The organism is Paenibacillus sp. FSL H8-0168 (genome assembly GCF_038592955.1).
In the GTDB taxonomy this organism is placed as follows: Bacteria; Bacillota; Bacilli; order Paenibacillales; family Paenibacillaceae; genus Paenibacillus; species Paenibacillus polymyxa_B.
Window position 1 is genome coordinate 205759 of sequence record NZ_CP151948.1, and the last position, 22857, is coordinate 228615.

Annotated in this window: 19 protein-coding genes and 1 tRNA gene; 18 read left to right on the plus strand and 2 right to left on the minus strand. The window is 46.5% G+C overall.

What is annotated here, in order from left to right; all coding sequences use genetic code 11:
- Position 1: 1 nt before the first annotated feature.
- From hisJ to MHI21_RS00970, 10 genes are all read left to right on the plus strand, one after another.
- Positions 2-826: a histidinol-phosphatase HisJ gene (hisJ, locus tag MHI21_RS00925; RefSeq protein WP_342419216.1), complete on the plus strand. Its 825-nt coding sequence runs from the start codon at positions 2-4 to the stop codon at positions 824-826.
- A 237-nt stretch (positions 827-1063) separates the two neighbouring features.
- Complete coding sequence (locus tag MHI21_RS00930) at positions 1064-2833, plus strand: tetratricopeptide repeat protein (RefSeq protein ID WP_254329963.1); 1770 nt, start codon at positions 1064-1066, stop codon at positions 2831-2833.
- Between the two features lie 39 nt (positions 2834-2872).
- A complete protein-coding gene (gene trxB / locus MHI21_RS00935; RefSeq protein WP_013308252.1) occupies positions 2873-3826 on the plus strand; it encodes a thioredoxin-disulfide reductase in 954 nt (317 codons plus the stop codon).
- A 303-nt stretch (positions 3827-4129) separates the two neighbouring features.
- Positions 4130-5080: an ROK family glucokinase gene (locus MHI21_RS00940; RefSeq protein WP_013308253.1), complete on the plus strand. Its 951-nt coding sequence runs from the start codon at positions 4130-4132 to the stop codon at positions 5078-5080.
- Positions 5081-5146: 66 nt separating this feature from the next.
- Positions 5147-6046 (plus strand): RNase adapter RapZ, encoded by a 900-nt coding sequence (rapZ, locus tag MHI21_RS00945; protein ID WP_013308254.1) that lies wholly within the window; start codon positions 5147-5149, stop codon positions 6044-6046.
- A gap of 12 nt (positions 6047-6058) precedes the next feature.
- Complete coding sequence (locus MHI21_RS00950; protein ID WP_023986485.1) at positions 6059-7045, plus strand: YvcK family protein; 987 nt, start codon at positions 6059-6061, stop codon at positions 7043-7045.
- A gap of 5 nt (positions 7046-7050) precedes the next feature.
- Complete coding sequence (whiA, locus tag MHI21_RS00955) at positions 7051-7995, plus strand: DNA-binding protein WhiA (protein ID WP_061830212.1); 945 nt, start codon at positions 7051-7053, stop codon at positions 7993-7995.
- Between the two features lie 136 nt (positions 7996-8131).
- A complete protein-coding gene (locus MHI21_RS00960) occupies positions 8132-8401 on the plus strand; it encodes an HPr family phosphocarrier protein (protein WP_013368811.1) in 270 nt (89 codons plus the stop codon).
- Between the two features lie 274 nt (positions 8402-8675).
- The gene (locus MHI21_RS00965) at positions 8676-9437 is read left to right on the plus strand and encodes an SIMPL domain-containing protein (protein WP_341162577.1); all 762 of its coding nucleotides are present in this window, start codon (positions 8676-8678) and stop codon (positions 9435-9437) included.
- A gap of 240 nt (positions 9438-9677) precedes the next feature.
- Positions 9678-10787, plus strand: a complete 1110-nt coding sequence (locus MHI21_RS00970) for a DUF4163 domain-containing protein (RefSeq protein ID WP_342419217.1) — start codon at positions 9678-9680, stop codon at positions 10785-10787.
- Between the two features lie 125 nt (positions 10788-10912).
- Here MHI21_RS00970 and clpP read toward each other — a convergent pair whose 3' ends face one another.
- Both clpP and MHI21_RS00980 read right to left on the minus strand, forming a co-directional pair.
- Entirely contained in the window at positions 10913-11509 is a 597-nt protein-coding gene (gene clpP, locus MHI21_RS00975; protein WP_013368815.1) for an ATP-dependent Clp endopeptidase proteolytic subunit ClpP, read from the minus strand.
- 210 nt (positions 11510-11719) lie between these two features.
- Positions 11720-11794 (minus strand) — tRNA-Arg (locus tag MHI21_RS00980).
- Positions 11795-12063: 269 nt separating this feature from the next.
- Here MHI21_RS00980 and MHI21_RS00985 point away from each other — a divergent pair.
- From MHI21_RS00985 to rnr, 8 genes are all read left to right on the plus strand, one after another.
- Positions 12064-13101: a sugar-binding domain-containing protein gene (locus MHI21_RS00985; RefSeq protein ID WP_341162575.1), complete on the plus strand. Its 1038-nt coding sequence runs from the start codon at positions 12064-12066 to the stop codon at positions 13099-13101.
- Positions 13102-13195: 94 nt separating this feature from the next.
- Positions 13196-14206, plus strand: a complete 1011-nt coding sequence (gene gap, locus MHI21_RS00990) for a type I glyceraldehyde-3-phosphate dehydrogenase (RefSeq protein ID WP_023986488.1) — start codon at positions 13196-13198, stop codon at positions 14204-14206.
- 120 nt (positions 14207-14326) lie between these two features.
- Positions 14327-15508, plus strand: a complete 1182-nt coding sequence (locus MHI21_RS00995; protein ID WP_341162574.1) for a phosphoglycerate kinase — start codon at positions 14327-14329, stop codon at positions 15506-15508.
- Positions 15509-15567: 59 nt separating this feature from the next.
- On the plus strand, positions 15568-16320 hold the full coding sequence (gene tpiA, locus MHI21_RS01000) for a triose-phosphate isomerase (protein WP_023986490.1): 753 nt from the start codon (positions 15568-15570) through the stop codon (positions 16318-16320).
- A gap of 1 nt (position 16321) precedes the next feature.
- Complete coding sequence (gene gpmI / locus MHI21_RS01005) at positions 16322-17866, plus strand: 2,3-bisphosphoglycerate-independent phosphoglycerate mutase (protein WP_341162573.1); 1545 nt, start codon at positions 16322-16324, stop codon at positions 17864-17866.
- A 63-nt stretch (positions 17867-17929) separates the two neighbouring features.
- On the plus strand, positions 17930-19216 hold the full coding sequence (gene eno, locus MHI21_RS01010; protein WP_311081049.1) for a phosphopyruvate hydratase: 1287 nt from the start codon (positions 17930-17932) through the stop codon (positions 19214-19216).
- A 340-nt stretch (positions 19217-19556) separates the two neighbouring features.
- Entirely contained in the window at positions 19557-19790 is a 234-nt protein-coding gene (gene secG, locus MHI21_RS01015; RefSeq protein ID WP_013308268.1) for a preprotein translocase subunit SecG, read from the plus strand.
- Between the two features lie 195 nt (positions 19791-19985).
- Positions 19986-22607, plus strand: a complete 2622-nt coding sequence (gene rnr, locus MHI21_RS01020; protein WP_342419218.1) for a ribonuclease R — start codon at positions 19986-19988, stop codon at positions 22605-22607.
- The last annotated feature ends 250 nt before the right edge of the window (positions 22608-22857 follow it).

Sequence of the window (22857 nt, forward strand, 5' to 3'; positions counted from 1 at the left end):
CATGAAAATCGACTATCATACGCATCACGCCCGCTGCGGGCATGCCATAGGGAGTTTGGAAGAGTATGTACAGCAGGGAATTCGGCTAGGGCTGGATCAGCTCGGCTTGTCCGATCACATGCCACTACTGCATGTAAAACCGGCTGACTATTACCCAGAAATGGCAATGCCTATGGAGGAGCTGCCCCGATACGTGGAAGAATGTTTGGAACTGAAGGAACGTTTTAAAGGGAAAATTGATATTCGTGTTGGCTTGGAAGGCGACTACATCGAGGGCTGGGAACGAGAAATCGAAGACATCATCACCGCGTATCCCTGGGATTATGTGATTGGTTCCGTCCACTTTCTCGGTGAATGGGATGTCACGGACTTCCGTCAGGTACACCATTGGGAAGGCAAAAATGTGCTTGAGGTGTACCGCACGTATTATGATGCGATTTCCAAGGCGGCAGCTACCGGTTTGTATGACATCATGGGTCATTTGGATGTCATTAAGCGCTTCGGCTATCATCCGAGGCCGGAGGAAATGGAGGAGCTGCGTGAACTGGAGCGCGCCGCAATCTCAGCCGTTGCCCGTAGCGGTCGGGCGATGGAACTGAATGCATCAGGGCTTTCGAAGCCCTGTGCCGAGATGTTCCCGAGCCGCCGCATGCTGGAAGAAGCTTTTTCGCTAGGCATCCCGCTGACCGTAGGATCGGATGCTCATGATCCGGCGAAGCTGTCCGAGCACTTGGAGAAGGCACGCGCGCTTCTATATGAAGTCGGTTATCGCGAGCTTGCTGTATTTCAGCATCGCGAGCGCTCGCTGGTGCCGTTGACGCTTTAATTATTACGTTTATTGGGTCTAAGTATCATGTCCAGTGGTTAGCCGAACGCTCCCTATTTATACAGGGAAAAAGCGCTCGGCTATTTAGCGTATTCTTATATATATATCTATAGGTATACAAGAGTGTATCCGTTTTTTGGAATGAGGCAGGATCGACTGTCAAGTCGTTTTGAAGTTGTGGTATACTGAAGGGTATGAACATGCCAGTTACTTTTAAAGGAGGTGCCTTGGTTATTTATGAAAGGGAAACATCTGCGAGTATCGGAACCTAGCCCTAAAATTATTGCTTTGCGTTTCGACGCATCTTTCTTTTTTGAGAAAGCTGTGCGCTCGCTTGATCGCAATCATTATGACAAGGCATTGAAATATTTTCGCAAAGCCGTTGAATATGAACCGGATAATCCGGTGAATCATTGCAATATGGCGGGTATATTATCAGAGATGGGGGATTATGCAGGTTCGAATGAGATCCTGTCCTCTGTTCTGAGTGACGTAGACTCGTCGATGACAGAGTGTTATTTCTATATGGCGAATAATTACGCTAATATGGAGCAGTTTGAAGAAGCGGAGAAAGCATTGGTCACGTACCTGGAGGAGGACGAAGAAGGCCAGTTTCTTGATGAAGCGGAGGAAATGATGGAGCTGCTCTATTATGAGCTGGACCGTCCAACGAAGCTGAACCGCATTAAGGCCCGGCAGGGAGTAGTAGAGCATGATCAGGCTCGTGTCCTGCTGGAGGAGGGGAAATTTGCTCAGGCAGCCCAGTTGCTCAAGCAAATTTCAGAGGAACAACCGGATATGTTCGCTGCGCGGAATAATCTGGCGCTGGCGTATTACTACATGGGATTGTTCCAAAATGCTAAGGCTACCATTATTCAAGTGCTGGAAGATGAGCCGGGTAATTTACACGCATTGTGCAACTTGGCGATCTTTTATCAGCACGAGGGCGGCGGCCCGGAATTGGATCGTCTGGTGCAGACTTTGGCGGTTACTATACCGTTTCAGGAGGAGCAGGTATTCAAGCTGGCGACCACTATGGGGATTCTCGGACGCCATGAGGAGGCCTACAGACATTTCCGCAGGTTGCTTCATGGCGATGGAGAGAACAATGCGGATGCTTCTTTGTACCATTATACGGCGGTAGCTGCCAGCAATACCGGAAGATATGCGGAAGCTCGGCGGTTGTGGAGTCATTTGCAAAAGCAGGATGCTTCCTCGGAAGTTCCGCGGTTTTTCCTGTCCCGACTGGAGGAACTCCAGCAGGAGGGGACACCGCTGCAAGTGCTCAGCTATCATTATCATCTCCCGTTTGAGGAGCAATTCCGCATGTGGGAGAAGTTTGGTGCTGATCAGGTGCCTGACAGTATGAAGAAGGACCCGCTAATCCGGTCATCCTTCTTCTGGGCCTTGCGCCACGGGGACCGGGCGACTCAGCTTCAGGTCATTCAGGCGTTAAGCTTGATCGGTGATGATGAGGTGCGTCAGGCACTGGAGTCCTTCGTAGAAGACCCGGACCAGGAGGATGAGCTGAAACGCCGTGCCTTGCAAGTATTGCAAGAACTGGCGGAGCAGGGTGAGCAGAAAATGTACCCGGAAACGGAACATTCTGATCAGTTGGAGGTTGAGAACGATCCGCATACAATTGAAGGTGGTGTATCTGCTTCCCCGGTCGATCCACAATGGCAGGCAGTGCTGGATAAGGTACTGACCGTCATGAGCAAGCCATCAGATCCGGCCATGCAGCACGATTTGAGATCGCTTTGGCTGGAGTATTTGGATCGGCTCGCCCCGGAAGTTCCGATGGTTCAGCACACTGAGGGATGGGCAGCGGCGCTGGAATATTTGACAGCTAAAATGCATCATCATTCAGTCACCTATCAGGAAGTAGCCGATCGTTATGGTATTTCCGTATCGACCGTAAGCCGCTATGCACGCCAGATTGACAGCGTGTGTGGTATCAAACAGAAGCTGAAGCAACCGCTCTCCACGTTTAAAAAGCAGGTCTGAGACCTGCTCCAAACATCACTTAAAGGAGGCAACAAACGTATGTATAAATCCATAATTATTGGTACAGGTCCTGCAGGCTACACAGCCGCTATTTATTTGGCACGCGCTAACATGAATCCGCTGATCATTGAAGGGATGCAGCCCGGTGGGCAGCTTACTACAACGACCGAAATTGAAAATTTCCCAGGTTTTGAGCAAGGTATCCTCGGGCCTGAACTGATGGATAATATGCGCAAGCAGGCTGAACGTTTTGGCGCTGAATTTACTTCCGGTTGGGTTGAGGAAGTGGATTTCAGCAAACGTCCTTTTAAAGTGAAGGTAGAGGGTAAAGGCATCATTGAGGCGGAGTCGGTCATTATTGCTACAGGTGCGTCCGCCAAATATCTAGGCATTCCGGGCGAGCAAGACAATGTAGGTCGCGGAGTCAGCACGTGCGCAACTTGCGATGGCTTCTTTTTCCGCGGGAAAAAGATTGTCGTGGTTGGCGGTGGCGATTCAGCCATGGAGGAAGCGAGCTTCTTGACCCGTTTTGCTTCCAGTGTAACCTTGGTCCATCGTCGCGATGAGTTGCGGGCGTCCAAAATTATGCAAGATCGCGCGCGTGAGAACGAAAAAGTACATTGGGCATTAAACCGGACTCCTCTGGAAGTTGTGACGGGAGAAGCTGGCTTAAAGGGTTTGAAGGTACACAATAATGAGACCAATCAGGATGAGCTGATTGAGGTAGATGGCGTATTCGTAGCCATCGGTCATACACCGAACACAGGTTTCCTGAACGGACAAATCCATACCGATGAACACGGCTATATTGTAGTGAAGCCAGGCACAACAGAAACGAATATCCCCGGAGTTTTTGCCTGTGGGGATGTACAGGATAACCGTTACCGTCAAGCTATTACGGCTGCGGGAACGGGCTGTATGGCGGCTATGGACTGCGAGAAGTATCTCGAAGGCAGTGCTGTTCACGACTGGAGCGAAACACTGGATCAATAAAAGATTGTCTAAAGATTGTCTATAGTACACAAAGAGGCTAACGGGAGAGCGAAGGAAGCCTCTGTTATGCCGTATCTTTTGTTCAGGAAGAGAAAGCCTGCTGCGTTTGCACAGGCTTTCTCCTTTTTATGGGTGCATGAGGTTAAAAGTTCCGCTAATCGTACACTTTTCAACAAGGAAGTGTCCTTGACCGTAACGGGGGCTTCAATTATAGTTGGAACGTAGGAATACTATTATGAAGTAGGAATTGTAAGCATATATTTCATACCAGGTTTTTAAGTAAACACAAAGGTGGCTTGGAACATGTCTGAAAGTATCTATGTAGGTGTCGATTTGGGCGGTACCGCGATTAAAGTCGGCATTTGTAATGAAAACGGACAGCTTTTGCACACATATGAGGGACCAACCGAAACCGATAAAGGTGTAGACGTTGTCATCGGTAATATCGAAAAATATGTGCGGCATATTGTTGAGCAATCTCCTTATGAGTGGGATCAACTAAAGGGTGTCGGTGCAGGCGTTGCAGGTTTTACGAATGTTCGTGATGGTATTATTGTCCTCGCTCCTAATATTGGCTTTCGTGACGTACCGATCCGTGCGCTCCTAGAGAATCGGATTGGCAAGCCTGTGAAAATAGACAACGATGCGAATGTTGCTGCGCTGGGTGAGGCTTGGGCTGGTGCAGGCAAAGGCATAGAAAACTGCGTATGCTATACCCTGGGAACAGGAGTAGGTGGCGGTATTATTATAAACGGTAAAATATACCAAGGTTCTTCGGGCATGGCCGGAGAAATTGGCCATATCAGTGTCGTACCTGATCTAGAGGCTATTCAGTGTGGATGCGGAAAAATGGGTTGCTTGGAAACTGTATCTTCCGCAACAGGCATCATTCGTATGGCCAAGGACGCTGTGGAACGTGGCGACCGGACCTCTCTGGCGCTGGAAGATCAAATTGCTGCCAAGGAAGTATTTGATGCTGCTAAAGCTGGAGATGAAGTCGCGCTGCGTATCGTGAACCGGGCTGCCTTTTATTTGGGGAAATCCATGGCAGCGGTTGCCGCTGTGCTTAATCCAGAGTTATTTATTATAGGTGGCGGTGTTTCTAAAGCAGGCGACTTTTTATTTGAAGAGATGCGTCGCGTATACGCCAAGCTGGCACCTGAACCGCTTCAAAAGGGTGTATATATCGTACCAGCGGTGTTAGGCAATGACGCAGGTATCGTAGGGGCTGCTGGGTTGCTGCTACGCTCCTGATCCACAGGTTATTGATAATACGGGTACTGGTATAGAGCGAAGAAGCAAAAGGAGAGGGAAGTCCATATGACAGACAACCTAAAAAATGCTGCGCCGTGGGCAACGCTCATTATTATTACGGGGATGTCAGGCGCAGGGAAGACCATTGCGGTTCAGAGCCTGGAAGACTTGGGCTTCTTCTGCGTTGATAATTTGCCCCCTGTACTGATTCCCAAATTTGCCGAGTTGATTGAGCAGTCGAACGGTAAAATAGGCAAGGTGGCACTCGTAATTGATTTACGCGGACGAGAATTTTTCACTGCCTTGTCGGAATCTTTGAATTATATTAAAGATCATTTTACGATTCATTGTGAAATTTTATTCTTAAATGCGAATGATGGCGTTCTCGTACAGCGGTATAAGGAAAGCCGTAGACGTCATCCGTTGGCTCCAGACGGCATGCCTTTGGATGGGATTCGGTTGGAGCGCAAGATGTTGGAAGAACTAAAAAGCTCAGCTACACAGGTTATTGATACAAGTGTGATGAAGCCTGCAACCTTAAAGGCGAGGATTATTTCACGATTTTCTCATTTGGAGAGCAGTATGCTTTCCGTGAACATTACTTCTTTTGGCTTCAAGTATGGTATTCCCATTGATGCCGATCTTATATTCGATGTGCGCTTCCTGCCTAATCCCCACTATGTGGACCAACTACGTCCCCACACGGGACAGGATAGCGATGTATATGATTATGTCATGAAATGGCCCGAGACTCAGGCATTCTTGACCAAGTTGCTGGATATGTTACACTTTTTGATTCCGCAATATCGCAAAGAAGGCAAAAGCCAGGTCATTATCGGCATTGGCTGTACTGGCGGTAAGCATCGTTCTGTTGCAATATCGGAGTATTTAGGAAAAATGCTGGGTGCCAGCGAGACAGAATCTGTTTCTGTTTCGCATCGGGATGCTGATCGGGACCGGCATTAATGAGGTGAAATCATGAAAGAGACCGGATCACAACGGGAGCGCCCACGTATTGTTGTTATGGGCGGCGGAACCGGCTTGTCCGTCATGTTGCGGGGCTTAAAGCAAAAGCCGCTAGATATTACGGCTATTGTTACAGTCGCTGACGATGGCGGAAGTTCCGGGATTTTGCGCAGTGAGCTGCAGATGCCCCCTCCAGGGGATATTCGCAATGTGCTGACTGCCTTGGCTGACGTGGAACCAGTGATGTCAGATATGCTGAAATACCGTTTCGGTGCGGGATCAGGATTGTCAGGCCATAGCCTGGGTAATCTGATTTTAGCAGCGATGACCGATATATCGGGAGATTTCGTAACGGCGGTGCGTGAGCTTAGCCGTGTATTTGCTGTCCGGGGACGTGTGCTACCGGCAGCCGAGGAAGGCGTTGTGTTAAGCGCTGAGATGGAGGATGGAACGGTAATTACCGGGGAGTCCAAGATCCCGGAAGCGGGCGGACGAATCAAACGCGTCTTTCTTGAACCGACTCACGTGGAGCCGTTGCCTGAGGCTGTAGAGGCCATTAATGAAGCCGATGCGATTTTGATTGGCCCCGGCAGTCTATATACCAGCATATTACCAAATTTGCTTGTACCTAAACTCGCTGAAGCTGTAGTAAAATCAGACGCTATCAAAATATTTGTCTGTAACGTTATGACCCAGCCTGGCGAAACCGATGGTTATACGGTAGGAGATCACCTGCAAGCTATTTTTGAGCATGTAGGGCATCATCTCTTCGACTATGTCATTGTAAATAACGGAGAAATTCCACCCCAAGTACAGGAAATGTATGCCGAGCAGGGAGCCAAGCCAGTTCAAGTAGACATGGGCGAGCTGACCGACCGGGGATATAAAGTGGTGGCAGATACATTAGTTCTGTTCCGCACGTATTTACGGCATGATGCCGACAAATTGAGCCAGCATATTTATCAATTGGTACAAAACTGGATATTAAGAAGGAGGTGAGTCCCTTGTCCTTTGCGGCACAAACGAAAAAAGAGCTTACGATGATTGAAAGCCAGTCCTGCTGTGAGAAAGCGGAACTATCTGCACTTATACGTATGCTCGGATCCGTACAACTGTCGAATAAAAGGGTGATATTGGACGTGTCCACAGAAAATGCCGCGATTGCAAGGCGGATTTACTCCTTGATCAAGAAGCATTTTCAACTCCATATCGAACTGCTTGTACGGAAAAAAATGCGCTTGAAAAAAAATAATGTGTACATTGTCCGTATTCCCAATGGTGTGCAGCAACTGCTAAAGGATCTTTATATCGTCACAGAAGGTTTCTTATTCACTGACGGGATTAATCGGGATATCGTTCGGAAAAACTGTTGTAAGAGGGCTTATTTGCGGGGCGCCTTTATGGCAGGTGGCTCTGTCAACAATCCTGAAGGATCGTCTTACCACCTTGAAATTTCTTCGATGTATGAGGAGCATTGTCAGGCACTCGTTGATCTTGCGAATGAATTTCATCTAAATGCTCGCTGTATTGAGCGAAAAAAAGGTTTTATTCTCTACATCAAGGAAGGCGAGAAGATCATTGAGCTGCTTAGCATCATCGGGGCGCATCAAGCCTTGTTCAAATTTGAAGATGTACGCATTATGCGCGATATGCGCAATTCTGTAAATCGCATTGTCAATTGTGAAACGGCTAATTTGAACAAGACGATCGGAGCTGCTGTCCGGCAAATTGAGAATATTAAGTTGCTGGAGAGGGAAGTTGGTTTGGAGACCTTGCCGGATAAACTGCGTGAAGTGGCAGAAATTCGGCTCGCTCATCCCGATTTGAATTTGAAAGAAGTCGGGGAAATGCTTAAAGGGGTCGTGAGTAAATCGGGTGTAAATCATCGGCTTCGCAAAATTGATGAGATGGCTGACAAAATTAGGGGCGAAAATGGCCTGATTCCGTAAAAAGAGTGTCCATGGGGCTTTTAGCCCCGGTTTTTTTAGTTTTTTTTCTAGTGTCTGTCCCGGGTTAATGTTATAATGTGATAAATAAAATGGAGTAAGTAGTGTCCAGATTTATTTGATGAGGGGGTAAGCTGACATGTCAAAACATCCGGTAGTCGTACGCTTGAAAACAGGACTGCACGCCAGACCTGCTGCGTTGTTCGTACAGGAAGCGAATAAATATTCATCTGAGATTTTTGTGGAAAAAGAAGACAAAAAGGTTAATGCCAAGAGCATCATGGGTATTATGAGTCTTGCCATCAGTACAGGTACTGAAATCAATATAAGTGCTGAAGGTGCGGACGCCGAACAGGCTGTAAACGCTTTAGTAAGTCTGGTTAGTAAGGTAGAGCTGGAAAATCAATAAACAAAGATTTGCTTTGTAATATGGTGTATGCTCTTAGTGAAAAGCCCCCTTTGGGGCTTTTTTTTGTATCCAGAAAAAAGTCTTCGAACGCTCCTCCGTTAACTGTTCTATGTGTGGATTTGTTGAATATAGAGACTGTATTAAGTTCAAGTTATAAATAATTAAAATTTCCATGGTCATGCTCTGTTTCGGAAATATGGATGCTTGGCTGCAACCTTTTTCCGTCATTTCCGTCTGGAAGGTACAAACATTTACAAGAAAGAGGTTGAATTCAATGAGACTTTGGACAAAAACAGTAGCCACGGCAGTTCTCGCAGGAGCATTAATGGCAGGGGGAGTAGCAGGAGGATTATGGACAGGGGCAGATCGTGCCTATGCTGCGTCAACAGCTTCGACGGTAAACGGAGTAATTAATGTGACTGGAAGCGGGGAAGTATTGGCGAAGCCCGATATTGCTTATCTCTCTATCGGTGTACAATCGGAAGGGAATACGGCAGCCGCTGCTCAAAAAGCCAATGCTACAAAATTGAACAAGGTTACACAACTGCTGAAAGAAAAGTGGAGCATCAAGGCAGGTGACATTCAGACCAGCCAATTTTATGTACAGCCTAACTATACCTATAACGAAAAAGAAGGGCAGAAGCTCAAAGGCTACACTGCCAACCATACACTTTCCGTCAAATACCGCGATTTGGATAAAATCGGTCAGTTGTTGGATGAGGCGACCAAGTCCGGAGCCAATAACGTAGATAATATACGTTTTTCCGTGGAAGATCCTTCGACTTATGAAGAAGAAGCCATTACTAAGGCATTGGGAAGCGCACAATCTAAAGCCAGTGCTGTAGCTAAAGCAGCCAAACGCGGGTTAGGTGCTCTTGTGAATGTGACGGTAGATGGCGGAGAAGCACAAGTCTTTACACAACGTGAAAATGCCATGTCAAAATCGCTCTTGGATGTAGCAGGTGGCGGGACAGAGATACAATCGGGGCAAGTAACAGTGAAAGTTCAGGTATCGGCTCAATACGAAATGAACTAATACAGATCATCAAACGAAGCCACAAGCGGCCTGCATCATGTGCAGGTTGGCTTGCTGGCTCTTTTTGTATACCGAAACCTTTTTGTAATGAGTCTGTCATAGCTAAGGGTTATTAGGTGTACATATTGAAATCGGAGAGTGTACAGATTGTAAACTACATACAATAGGGTATAGATATAATAAGAAAAGTGGTTATCACACATAGACAATACAGATCATATAACAGGAGGAATACTTAATATGAGTAAGCATACGAAAAAATGGGGTTCAGCACTGCTGGCAGCAGGGATTTTAGCAGGAGTCGCAGCTGTTCCCGTTTCCTATATCCAGGCAGCATCGACCAAACAGCAGCAAGCGGCAACACAGCAACCAGGAATCGCCATCCAATGGAATGGTAAAACGTTGCCCGCTAAAGGTGTTCAAGTGAACGGGAGTACAATGGTTCCGGTGGCCGCACTGCGTGACAGCTTGGGGATTCCAGTAAGCTATGATGCGAAAACAACGACATATACCGTAGGTAGTGGTTACAATAAACTTTACATTATGGCTTCTTCCTCGGATGCCTACGTCAACGTCAATGGAATCAATACACGTAGCATGGATGCCAAACAGATCGCTGGGAAGCTATACATTCCTATGAGTCTGCTGAAAGACTATCTAGGCATAGATGCTCAATGGAACGCAGCTCAGAAAACAGTAACGCTGAGTAAAAGCCAGCTAAATCCGATCACAATTGCGTCTCAAACACTTCCAGCTTCGAGTAATGCGAAGGTGTCCTACAAGATTAAGTACCCGCAAATCAGCGGCAGCAAGCTTAATCCGGAGGCTCAACAGGCCATTAACCATGTGCTTAAAAAGCATGCAGAGGGTATATTGGCAGCAGGTAAAAAGATAATGGCTGAGGGAGAGGCTACAACAGAAAGACCGTATGAGTTCGGAAATGATTTTGCGATTGCCTATAACAAAGATGGTATTCTGAGTGTGATTATGCAGGATTACTCGTATACGGGTGGCGCACATGGCATGACGGCACGTAAAGGATATACGTTCTCGCTCGCTGATGGTAAACTGCTGCAATTGTCTGACGTATTGAAGGCAAATCCGGACTACAAAAAGTTCCTCAATGCTGATTTGAAGAAAAAAATCGATGCGCTTCAGGCTGGTGAAGGATTCGGTAAATTTAAAGAGCTGGCGGCAGATCAGAATTTTTATGTAACTAACAGTGGAGTAACAATCGTGTTTGATTTGTATGATTATGCGCCATACGCGTATGGAATTCCGGAGTTTACCTACTCGTTCGGTCAACTGCTGCCTCAAGGCGGAAAGCCTTTTGCGGGACAGAATGAATAGTAGAAACAAACAAGTTCAATTGTCTATAACCTAAAAAAACAACAAAGCAAAAAAGCTGCTACCGGATAAGAACATCCGGAGCAGCTTTTTTCATTTACCAGCTATCGAGAGGTGAATTTCTTCTCTTATACACCTTCTGGAGAGGAGCTAGTTAGCACTTTATCAATAATACCGTATTCCTTGGCATCATCAGCGGACATGAAGTAGTCACGGTCTGTGTCTTTTTCAATGCGCTCCAGTGGTTGGCCTGTGCGATCTGCGAGAATGCGGTTCAATTTATCACGCATTTTCAGAATGCGGCGTGCACGGATTTCAATATCCGTTGCCTGGCCTTGTGCACCGCCCAGTGGTTGGTGAATCATAATTTCACTGTTTGGCAAAGCGAAACGTTTACCTTTGGCGCCTGCATTCAGCAAGAACGCGCCCATGGAAGCCGCCATACCTACGCAAATCGTAGATACGTCAGGTTTAATGTATTGCATCGTATCGAAAATGGCCATACCAGCTGTAATGGAACCGCCAGGACTGTTAATATACAAGTGAATATCTTTTTCAGGATCTTCGGCAGCCAAAAACAGCATTTGCGCAATAATAGAGTTGGCTACAACGTCATTGACGTCCGAGCCTAACAAAATAATGCGATCCTTCAACAGTCTGGAATAAATGTCATAGGCGCGTTCGCCGCGGTTACTTTGTTCTACTACCATAGGAACATAGCTCACGTCAAAAAACCTCCCTTAAATATCGTTAGTGGATTTGGTGGACATGCCGATTACACGTCCCTTATTTATAAACTGTTACCGTATTAACCACATGATAAACAATTTCAAACAAAAAGTCAAAGAAAGTCAAACTAATGATTAAAAAAAAGAGCCCTCAGCGCTCTTATTGGTTAAAACATTATGTAGAAGCATTTATGCGTTCATTTAAAATGGCGCGCCCGCGAGGAATCGAACCTCGATCTCAGGCTCCGGAGGCCTACGTCATATCCGTTGGACCACGGGCGCATAGTTCAATCAATGCAAACAACTAACTAATTAAACAGCTAATTGGAAACAAAGATGATTATATGATATACAGCAGTGAATTGCAAGCTTTTATTAAATGCGCATATTCAGGCAAATGGTTGAGAAATATAGGTTCAGATAGACTTGCATGTGGAGCAAATATTGGTTAAGATATACGTGGGACTTAAAAAGTTATCCCGGGACGTTTTAAGACCAGTTAGAGATAGAGCATTAGAGACAGAACTTAGAAGTGTGCGGGAGTGGAAAGCATGCGAAAGATATTAGAAATACAGAAGCAGCTTCTGCCCGACCTCATGGATGTTTTGAAAAAAAGGTACACGATCCTGCATCAGATTATGCTGTCCGATGTTGTTGGACGCAGAACACTGGCAGCTTCACTGAACATGACTGAGCGCGTGTTGCGCGCCGAAACCGATCTTCTTAAAGCTCAAGGGCTAATTGAGATTGAGAGTGTAGGCATGAAGGTGAGCAAAGCAGGACTGGATCTGCTGGAACAGCTGGAGCCGATTGCGAACAACTTGTTCGGCCTGTCCCAATTGGAGGACCAGATTCGTCAAGCCTATGGTTTGAGGAAGGTGGTTGTCGTTCCAGGGGATTCGGATGCTTCTCCGTTAACAAAGCAGGAGCTGGGGCGCGCTGGAGCAAAAGCGTTGCTGAGTGTTATGGACGACGAGGATGTGGTCGCTGTAACAGGTGGCACGACGATTGCCGACGTGGCGGAACAACTGGCACTACCTTCTAATGGCCCACTTAAGGGTGGGTGGTTTGTACCGGCACGCGGGGGTTTGGGAGAAAGCATGGAAATGCAGGCCAACACAATTGCTTCCACAATGGCTCGCAAGGTAGGCGCTCAATACCGTCTGCTCCATGTACCGGATTTGCTCAGCAATCATGCTTACAACTCCTTGCTTGAAGATACGAACATTCAGGATATATTGAACCTGATTCGCGAGAGTCGTATCATCATTCACGGGATAGGCAACGCCATAGCGATGGCACATAGACGTAAACTTGATCCCGAAACCTTTGCCCAGATCAGCAGTGAGGGGGCCGTTGCCGAATCGTTTGGTTATTACTTTAACGAAGATGGCGTCGTTGTTCACAGAATGCTGACGCTTGGACTCCGATTGGAGGACATCAGGCGAACCGATACCGTTCTAGGTGTAGCTGGAGGCAAGAGCAAGGCGGCCGCTATTCATGCGGTACTGCGTTTCGGGCAAGAGGACATTCTAGTCACCGACGAAGGCGCTGCTGTTGAGATTGTAAGTCGTTATTTAAATGATTAATATTGGATTTATGAATAGTGTTGTCTTGACGGGCTTTCGGGTCTGTCTTGAATATATAAAACTAAACTAAACGAACTTTGGGAGGAACTCACTCATGACAGTTAAAGTTGGTATTAACGGTTTCGGACGTATTGGACGCCTTGCTTTCCGCCGGATTCAAAATGTGGAAGGTATTGAAGTAGTAGCAATCAATGACTTGACAGATTCCAAAATGTTGGCACATTTGTTGAAATATGATACAACACAAGGTAATTTCCAAGGACAAGTAGAAGTACATGATGGCTTCTTCAAAGTAAACGGTAAAGAAGTTAAAGTTTTGGCTAACCGCAACCCTGAAGAACTGCCTTGGGGAGACCTGGGTGTAGACATCGTTCTGGAATGTACAGGTTTCTTCACAACTAAAGAAGCTGCTGAGAAACATTTGAAAGGCGGCGCTAAAAAAGTTGTTATCTCCGCTCCAGCTACTGGTGACATGAAAACTGTCGTTTACAACGTAAACCATGAAATTCTGGATGGAACTGAAACTGTAATCTCTGGTGCTTCTTGCACAACGAACTGCCTGGCTCCTATGGCTAAAACACTGCAAGATAAATTTGGTATCGTTGAAGGCTTGATGACTACAATTCATGCTTACACTGGCGACCAAAACACTTTGGATGCTCCACATGCTAAAGGTGACTTCCGTCGTGCTCGTGCAGCAGCTGAAAACATCATCCCTAACACAACTGGTGCTGCTAAAGCAATCGGTTTGGTTATCCCTGAGTTGAAAGGTAAATTGGATGGCGCGGCTCAACGTGTTCCAGTACCTACAGGTTCCCTGACTGAGCTGGTAACAGTTCTGGAGAAAAACGTAACTGCTGAAGAAATCAACGCTGCGATGAAAGAAGCTTCCGATCCTGAAACTTATGGATACACTGAAGATCAAATCGTTTCTTCCGACATCAAAGGTCTTACTTTCGGTTCTTTGTTTGATGCAACTCAAACTAAAGTTCTGACTGTTGGCGACAAACAACTGGTGAAAACTGTAGCTTGGTATGACAATGAAATGTCTTACACTGCACAATTGATCCGCACGTTGGAATACTTCGCAAAACTGGCTAAATAAGAACAGTCTTATTGAGCAACAACATAGAGCGGAAACAGGTTATTGTTTCCGCTCTTTATATATCAAATGTGCCTTGAATTCCTGATTCGTAAAATTATAAGGGTGCGGAGGAATATGGAGATGAACAAAAAGAGCGTACGTGATATAGAACTGAATGGAAAACGGGTGTTTGTTCGTGTAGATTTTAACGTTCCGGTTGAGGACGGTAAAATTACGGATGACAAGCGTATTCGTGAAACCTTGCCAACCATTAACTACTTGATTGAAAAAGGTGCAAAAGTTATTTTGGCGAGTCACTTTGGACGTCCAAAAGGTCAGGTTGTTGAATCCATGCGTCTGACTCCTGTTGGCGTACGTTTGTCTGAGCTGCTGAAAAAGCCAGTAGTTAAAGTGGACGAATCGGTAGGCGAAGCTGTTAAAGCGAAAGTGGCTGAACTGCAAAACGGCGACGTGCTGTTGCTTGAAAATGTACGTTTTTATGCAGGAGAAGAAAAGAATGATCCTGAATTGGCGAAGCAATTTGCTGAATTGGCCGACGTTTTCGTGAATGACGCATTTGGTGCAGCACACCGTGCTCATGCTTCCACAGAAGGTATCGCGCATCTTCTTCCGGCTGTTTCCGGCCTGCTGATGGAGAAAGAATTGTCTGTAATCGGTAAAGCTCTATCAAACCCAGATCGTCCTTTTACAGCCATTATCGGCGGTTCCAAAGTAAAAGACAAAATCGACGTGATTGACAACCTGCTGAACATTGCAGATAACGTAATCATTGGCGGCGGTTTGGCTTATACATTTTTTAAAGCTCAAGGTCATGAAGTGGGTCAATCCCTACTGGATGAATCCAAACTGGACGTAGCTCTTGGATTTATTGAAAAAGCGAAGAAGCTCGGCAAAAAATTCTACCTTCCGGTGGATATTGTCATTTCTGACGATTTCAGCGCTACGGCGAATACTAACATTGTGGACATCGATGGTATTCCTGCAGATTGGGAAGGCGTGGATATCGGACCGAAAACACGTAAAATCTATGCAGATGTTATCAAAAACTCCAAATTGGTTGTTTGGAATGGACCAATGGGTGTATTTGAAATCGAACCTTTCGCTGGTGGTACTCGTGAAGTAGCGGAAGCTTGCGCAACAACTGAAGCATACACCATCATTGGTGGCGGTGATTCAGCGGCTGCGGCTGAAAAATTCCACTTGGCTGACAAAATGGATCATATCTCCACTGGCGGCGGCGCATCTCTGGAATTTATGGAAGGCAAAGCACTTCCGGGTGTTGTTGCACTGAACGATAAATAATCAAACGCACTATGCGTGAATAAAGCTTTAGGGCACCTAATAGTTAGGAGTTGAAACCATTGAGAACACCGATTATCGCGGGTAACTGGAAGATGTTTAAAACCGTACCAGAAGCTAAAACTTTCATCGAAGAGATCAAAGGCAAAGCAGAGGTTGCAGGAGTGGAAAGCGTGATTTGCGCACCATTTACGAATCTTCCTGCTCTGGTTGAAGCAGTAAAAGGCACGTCTATTAAAATTGGCGCACAAAACCTGCACTTTGCAGAAGATGGCGCATTTACAGGTGAAATTAGCGGTGGAATGCTGAAAGATCTGGGCGTAGACTACGTTGTGATCGGACACTCCGAACGTCGTGAATATTTTAATGAAACAGACGAAACGGTGAACAAAAAGGTTCATGCAGCATTCCGTCATGACCTGACTCCAATCGTATGTGTAGGCGAAAAGCTGGAAGATCGTGAAGCTGGACAAACCAAAGAGGTTGTAAAAGTGCAAACTGTAGCAGCTTTTGCTGGTTTGGCTAAGGATCAGGCAGCACAAGTAGTTGTTGCTTATGAGCCAATCTGGGCCATCGGAACAGGCAAATCTTCCACTTCGCAGGATGCGAATGAAGTGATTTCCTATATCCGTAGTCTGATTAAAGAGCTGTATGATGAAAATACAGCAAATGCTGTACGTATTCAGTATGGTGGCAGTGTAAAACCTGAAAATGTTACTGAGTACCTGGGTCAAAGCGATATCGACGGCGCGCTCGTGGGCGGTGCCAGTCTTCAACCGGCGTCGTACATCGCGCTTGTTGAGGGGGCGAAGTAAGATGACAGCACCAAAACCGGTAGCTTTAATTATTATGGACGGGTTCGGATTGCGTGACACCGTAGAAGGTAATGCGGTTGCGCAGGCCAACAAACCGAATTACGACCGGTATTTACAACAGTATCCTCATACAACGCTGACGGCTTCTGGCGAAGCAGTGGGTCTGCCTGAAGGACAAATGGGTAACTCCGAAGTAGGTCACTTGAACATCGGCGCAGGCCGAATTGTATATCAAGACTTGACTCGTATTTCGAAGTCCATCCGTGAAGGTGAATTCTACGACAATGAAACACTGGTTAAAGCAGTGCAACATGCCAAGAAGAACAACACGAAACTTCACCTGTACGGACTTCTGTCCGACGGCGGCGTGCATAGCCATATCAGCCATCTGTTCGCTATGCTGGATTTGGCGAAAAAAGAAGGCTTAACAGAAGTGTACATTCATGCTTTCATGGATGGACGCGACGTTATGCCTGACAGCGGCGTAGGCTTCATGCAGGAGCTGATCGCTAAAATTCAAGAAGTGGGCGTAGGCAAAATTGCGACTGTACAAGGACGCTATTATGCTATGGACCGCGACAAACGTTGGGAACGTGTAGAGAAATCCTACCGTGCAATCGTGTACGGAGAAGGCCCTCAATACACAGACCCAATGGAAGCATTAAAAGAATCGTATGAAAAATCAGTGTTCGACGAATTTGTGGAGCCAACGGTTATTGTGAAGGCTGACGGCAGTCCTGTAGGGCTGGTCGAAAGCAATGACTCTGTTATCTTCCTCAATTTCCGTCCTGACCGTGCGATTCAACTGTCTCAGGTATTTACAAACGCGGACTTCCGTGGTTTTGACCGTGGCCCGAAATGGCCTAAAGATTTGCACTTTGTTTGCCTGACGTTGTTCAGCGAAACGGTTGAGGGCTTTGTAGCTTACGAACCGAAAAACCTGGATAACACGTTTGGTGAAGTGTTGGTTCAAAACAACAAAAAGCAATTGCGTATTGCTGAGACTGAAAAATATCCACACGTTACTTTCTTTTTCAGTGGCGGACGTGATGTGGAGCTTCCTGGCGAAACTCGTATTTTGATCAACTCGCCTAAAGTGGCTACATATGACTTGCAGCCGGAAATGAGTGCGTATGAAGTAGCGGATGCTGCTGTTAAGGAAATCGAAGCCGACAAGCATGATGCGATTATCCTGAACTTTGCCAATCCGGATATGGTTGGACACTCCGGTATGCTGGAGCCAACGATTAAGGCGGTAGAGACGACGGATGAATGTGTTGGACGTGTTGTAGATGCGGTTAAAGCCAAAGGCGGCGTGGTTATTATCATTGCTGACCATGGTAACGCGGATATGGAAATTGATGAGCAGGGACGTCCGTTCACAGCTCACACAACTAATCCGGTTCCGTTCATTTTGACTGACGAAAATATCGTTTTGCGTGAGCATGGAATACTGGCTGACGTAGCTCCAACGCTTCTGGATTTGATGCAACTTCCGCAACCTGCGGAAATGACAGGAAAATCTATGATTGCATCCCGCAAGTAAGCTTGATTTAATAAGTATAGGCTTGACCAATAAATCATGATTCACAAAGGAGATTAAGTACAAATGACTATTATTTCTGACGTGTACGCTCGCGAAGTCCTCGACTCTCGTGGTAACCCTACGGTTGAAGTTGAAGTATATCTGGAATCCGGTGCTATCGGTAGTGCTATCGTTCCTTCCGGTGCCTCCACAGGCGCTCACGAAGCTGTAGAGCTTCGTGATAACGACAAATCCCGTTACCTGGGTAAAGGCGTTCTGCAAGCTGTTAAAAACGTGAACGAAATTATTGCTCCTGAAGTAATTGGCTTGGATGCTGTGAACCAAGTAGAAATCGACACGCTGATGATCAAATTGGATGGTACACCTAACAAAGGTAAATTGGGTGCAAACGCAATTCTGGCAGTATCCATGGCTGTAGCTCGCGCTGCTGCTGAAGCTCTGGGCTTGCCACTGTACACTTACCTGGGCGGATTCAATGCTAAACAATTGCCAGTACCAATGATGAACATCGTTAACGGTGGCGCTCATGCCGACAATAACGTTGACGTACAAGAGTTCATGGTTCTGCCTGTAGGCGCTCCTACATTTAAAGAAGCTCTGCGTGTAGGCGCAGAAATCTTCCACAACCTGAAATCCGTACTGAACTCCAAAGGTTTGAACACAGCTGTTGGTGATGAAGGTGGTTTTGCTCCTAACTTCAAATCTAACGAAGAAGCTCTGTCCACTATTATCGAAGCGATCGAAAAAGCTGGTTACAAACCAGGTGTTGACGTATTCCTCGGTATGGACGTTGCCTCCACTGAGTTCTTCAAAGATGGAAAATACACTTTGGAAGGCGAAGGAAAATCCTTCACTTCTGCTGAGTTCGTTGACCTGCTTGCTTCTTGGGTTGATAAATACCCAATCATCACTATTGAAGATGGTTGCTCCGAAGATGACTGGGAAGGTTGGAAATTGCTCACTGAAAAATTGGGCAACAAAATCCAATTGGTTGGTGACGACCTGTTCGTAACAAACACAGAGCGTCTGGCTAAAGGTATCGATGAGAACATCGGTAACTCCATCCTGATCAAAGTAAACCAAATCGGTACGCTGACTGAAACATTTGATGCTATCGAATTGGCTAAACGTGCAGGATACACAGCTGTTATCTCTCACCGTTCCGGTGAATCCGAAGACAGCACAATCGCTGATATCGCTGTTGCAACGAATGCAGGCCAAATTAAAACAGGTGCTCCTTCCCGTACTGACCGTATTGCGAAGTACAACCAATTGCTCCGCATTGAGGATCAACTGGGTGAACTGGCTCAATACCACGGCCTGAAATCTTTCTACAACCTGAAAAAATAATATTGCGCAAAAATGCTGATGGCGTCTCTTGACTCATGGTTTATGATCATGAAGTCTGAACGCTCAAAGCTTTTTCGCATGAATAAAACAGGCCTACTCGCCACCGCGAGCAGGTCTGTTTTTTGTTATTATGGATGTGTATGAGAATTTATAACTTTGAAAGGCTTAATGGCTGAGTGACTTGCTATAGCTGTTGTTATCTACTGGAAGCTGTGGTAGAATAAAAATAGTGTTTTGCGTTAATTTCCGGCTATTTATAACATGATATGTACATGTTTTCATAAAAGAGGCTGTGTTGTTTTGCAAAACAGATGTATAAGCTCAGGAGGTGGGATTTTTCATGGAAATCTTTTTGAAAGTGCTGCTCGTTGTGTTCTCGATTGCTGTTATTGCGGTTGTTTTACTGCAAAAGGGGAAAAGCGCAGGTTTGTCCGGTGCCATCTCTGGCGGTGCTGAGCATCTGTTCGGCAAGACAAAAGCTCGCGGTATGGATTTGATTTTACAACGCGCAACTGCTGTTTTGGGTGCGGGTTTCATGATCGTTTCTGTTTTAGTTGCATTTTTCGCAAAATAAGATAAATATGTACCTTAAGCCTTCGTTTCGCGGGAAACGGGGGCTTTTTTTAGATTTTGGACAGGCAGGGATGCCGTCGATTAAATTCGTGTATACTAGGGTATGAGTATATTAAGAGCCTTGTATCAGGAACAGGGAACAAGGACATGCGGATTTATTACTGAAAATTAAAGGTCACCCGAGGTGGACAATATTATGATAACAGAGCAACAACTACTCGATTTTATGCGCGAGACCGCATACAAACCCATGACTTACCAGGAGCTGGAGCAGCACTTTGAAATTAAGGATGCGGAAGATTTCCGTGAATTTCTTAAGCTTTTGAATGCCTTGGAGGAAGAGGGAAAAATTCTGCTGACCCGCACAAACCGTTATGGCGTGCCGGAACGGATGGATTTGCAGCGTGGGCGTTTGCAGGCTCATGCCAAGGGATTTGCTTTTTTGATTCCAGAGGACCGGGAGCACCCGGATGTATATATTCATGCCAATGATTTAAAGAGTGCGATGAATGGAGATACGGTACTGGTAAGAGTGTCCTCGAAGGGACCTGCGGGCGGTCGATTAGAAGGTGAAGTTGTACGGATCGTGAAGCGCGCAGTGCTTCAAGTAGTAGGCGTGTTTCAGAGCCACGAAGCATACGGTTTCGTTTTGCCGGATGATAAGCGCATTAACCGGGATATTTTCATTCCAAAAACAAGCTTCAATGGAGCTGTAAATGGTCAAAAGGTCGTTGTGCGTATTGTGAGCTATCCAGAAGGACGAGCAGCAGCGGAAGGCGAAGTGTTGGAGGTTTTGGGTCATAAGGATGATCCGGGCGTCGACATTTTGTCAGTTATTCGTAAGCATCAGCTTCCGGAAGCTTTTCCAGATGAAGTGACAGAGGAAGCGGAGAATGCTCCCGACGCGATTACGGAAGAAGAGATTGTACGTCAGGGACGGCGCGATCTGCGTGATAAGATCATTGTTACCATTGATGGTGAGGACGCCAAAGACCTGGATGATGCTGTAAATGTAGAGCGCTTGCCGAACGGAAACTACCGTCTGGGCGTTCATATTGCCGACGTAGGGTATTATGTGCGTGAGAACTCCAAGCTGGATCAGGAGGCATATAACCGCGGTTGTAGCGTGTATTTGGTTGACCGTGTCATTCCTATGCTTCCACATCGACTTTCGAACGGAATATGTTCTTTGAATCCACAGGTGGATCGACTGACTTTATCCTGTGAGATGGAATTCAATGAGCATATGAAGGTTGTAAAGCATGATATTTTCACCAGTGTGATTAAAACGAAGGAACGGATGACGTACACTAACGTTCGCAAAATCCTCGAAGAGGAAGATGCTGAACTGATGGAACGGTACAAGGATCTCATTGATGTATTCAGCACGATGAAGGAATTGGCATTGAAGCTGCGTGCTAATCGAATGCGCCGAGGTGCGGTTGATTTTGACTTTGATGAAGCCAAAGTGATTGTGGATAATGAAGGCAAAGCTGTCGATATTGTAAAGAGAGATCGCACGATAGCTGAACAAATTATTGAAGAGTTTATGTTGGCGGCCAATGAAACGGTAGCCGAACATTTCCATTGGCTCAAAGTACCTTTCTTGTACCGGATTCATGAGGACCCAGATCCAGAGAAGCTGCAAAACTTTATGGCTTTCGCAGCTAATTTTGGGCATCAGATCAAAGGTAGAGGAAATTCCATTCATCCGCGTGCTCTGCAAACGTTGCTGGAAGACATTCAGGGTACGAAGGAGCAAACCGTGCTTAGCACGATGATGCTGCGTTCGATGAAGCAGGCAAAGTATGATGCGGAGTCGACAGGACATTTTGGATTGGCAGCGGAGTATTACTCTCATTTTACATCGCCGATCCGTCGTTACCCTGACTTGGTGATTCACCGTGTCATTCGTGAGGTATTGGAGAATGGCGGGGCTTTAACAGCCGAGCGTCAGGAATATTTGACTGCACGTATGCCTGATATTGCGCAGCAATCTTCCGAGCGTGAACGCGTAGCTGTGGATGCAGAGCGTGATACAGAGCAGATGAAAAAGGCTGAATACATGCTGGACAAGGTCGGCGAGGAATTCGAGGGGATCATCAGCAGTGTAACCAGCTTTGGGATGTTCATTGAGCTGGACAATACAGTGGAGGGCCTGACGCGTCTGAGTGCGCTTACGGACGACTATTATCACTTTGACGAGCAGCATATGGCGTTGATTGGCGAACGCACCTCCAAGGTGTTCCGCATTGGGGATGAGGTTAAAGTTCGCGTCGCGCGTGTGAATATGGAAGATTACACAATTGACTTTGAACTTGTCGATATGAAGCAACGGCAACGCCGTGAACGGACTGGCGGTACAGGACAGGGTGGAGACTTTGCGCGTGGCGAGAGCCGTGGTAAAGGCAAAGGCCGAGAAGGGCGTGACCGTAAGGGTGGCAAGGACAAGACTGGCAAAGAGCGTAAAGGCGGTCGTGATGCTGCCGGGAAGCCTAAAGAAGCCGGTTCAGGCGTAGGTGGCGGAGGTATTAGCACCGCAGGTCGTTCAGGGCGCGGTGGTGGAAACGGAGCTGGAGCCGGCTCAGCTAGCAGCTTCGGCTTTGGCAGTGGCAAGGGCGGGTATAACTCGCCAGCATCCGGGGCAAGCAAGCGACGGAAGAAGACGTCTGCCAGCGGTATTTTCATCGGCGGAGCAGCTACACCAGGGAGTGATACCAGACCAAACGGTGAAGGCGCAGCACGGCGCAAGCGGAAGAATAAGGGCGGAAGTGGCGGCAATAGCACCGCGGGCTTTGTGCGGAAAAAGAAGAAGTAGGTAGCTAGAGCTTACTTACTTTGAAGGCTGGAGCTTCCATTGCAGTGAATGAAGCTGACTTGAAGCATAGGTTATACGGGCGGTTTCTGTCTGCTGTATTGGATGGAAGCCGCTTGGTTTTAAGTGTGATATAAGTGCAGTTTGAAATGTAGAAGGCTTGACCTTTCTTGCTTTTACCATCTGAAATTTGTTACAATATATTTCTAGGTGGTTCTTTGTAGCCGGACTTTGATGCCTGGATTTCAAGAGT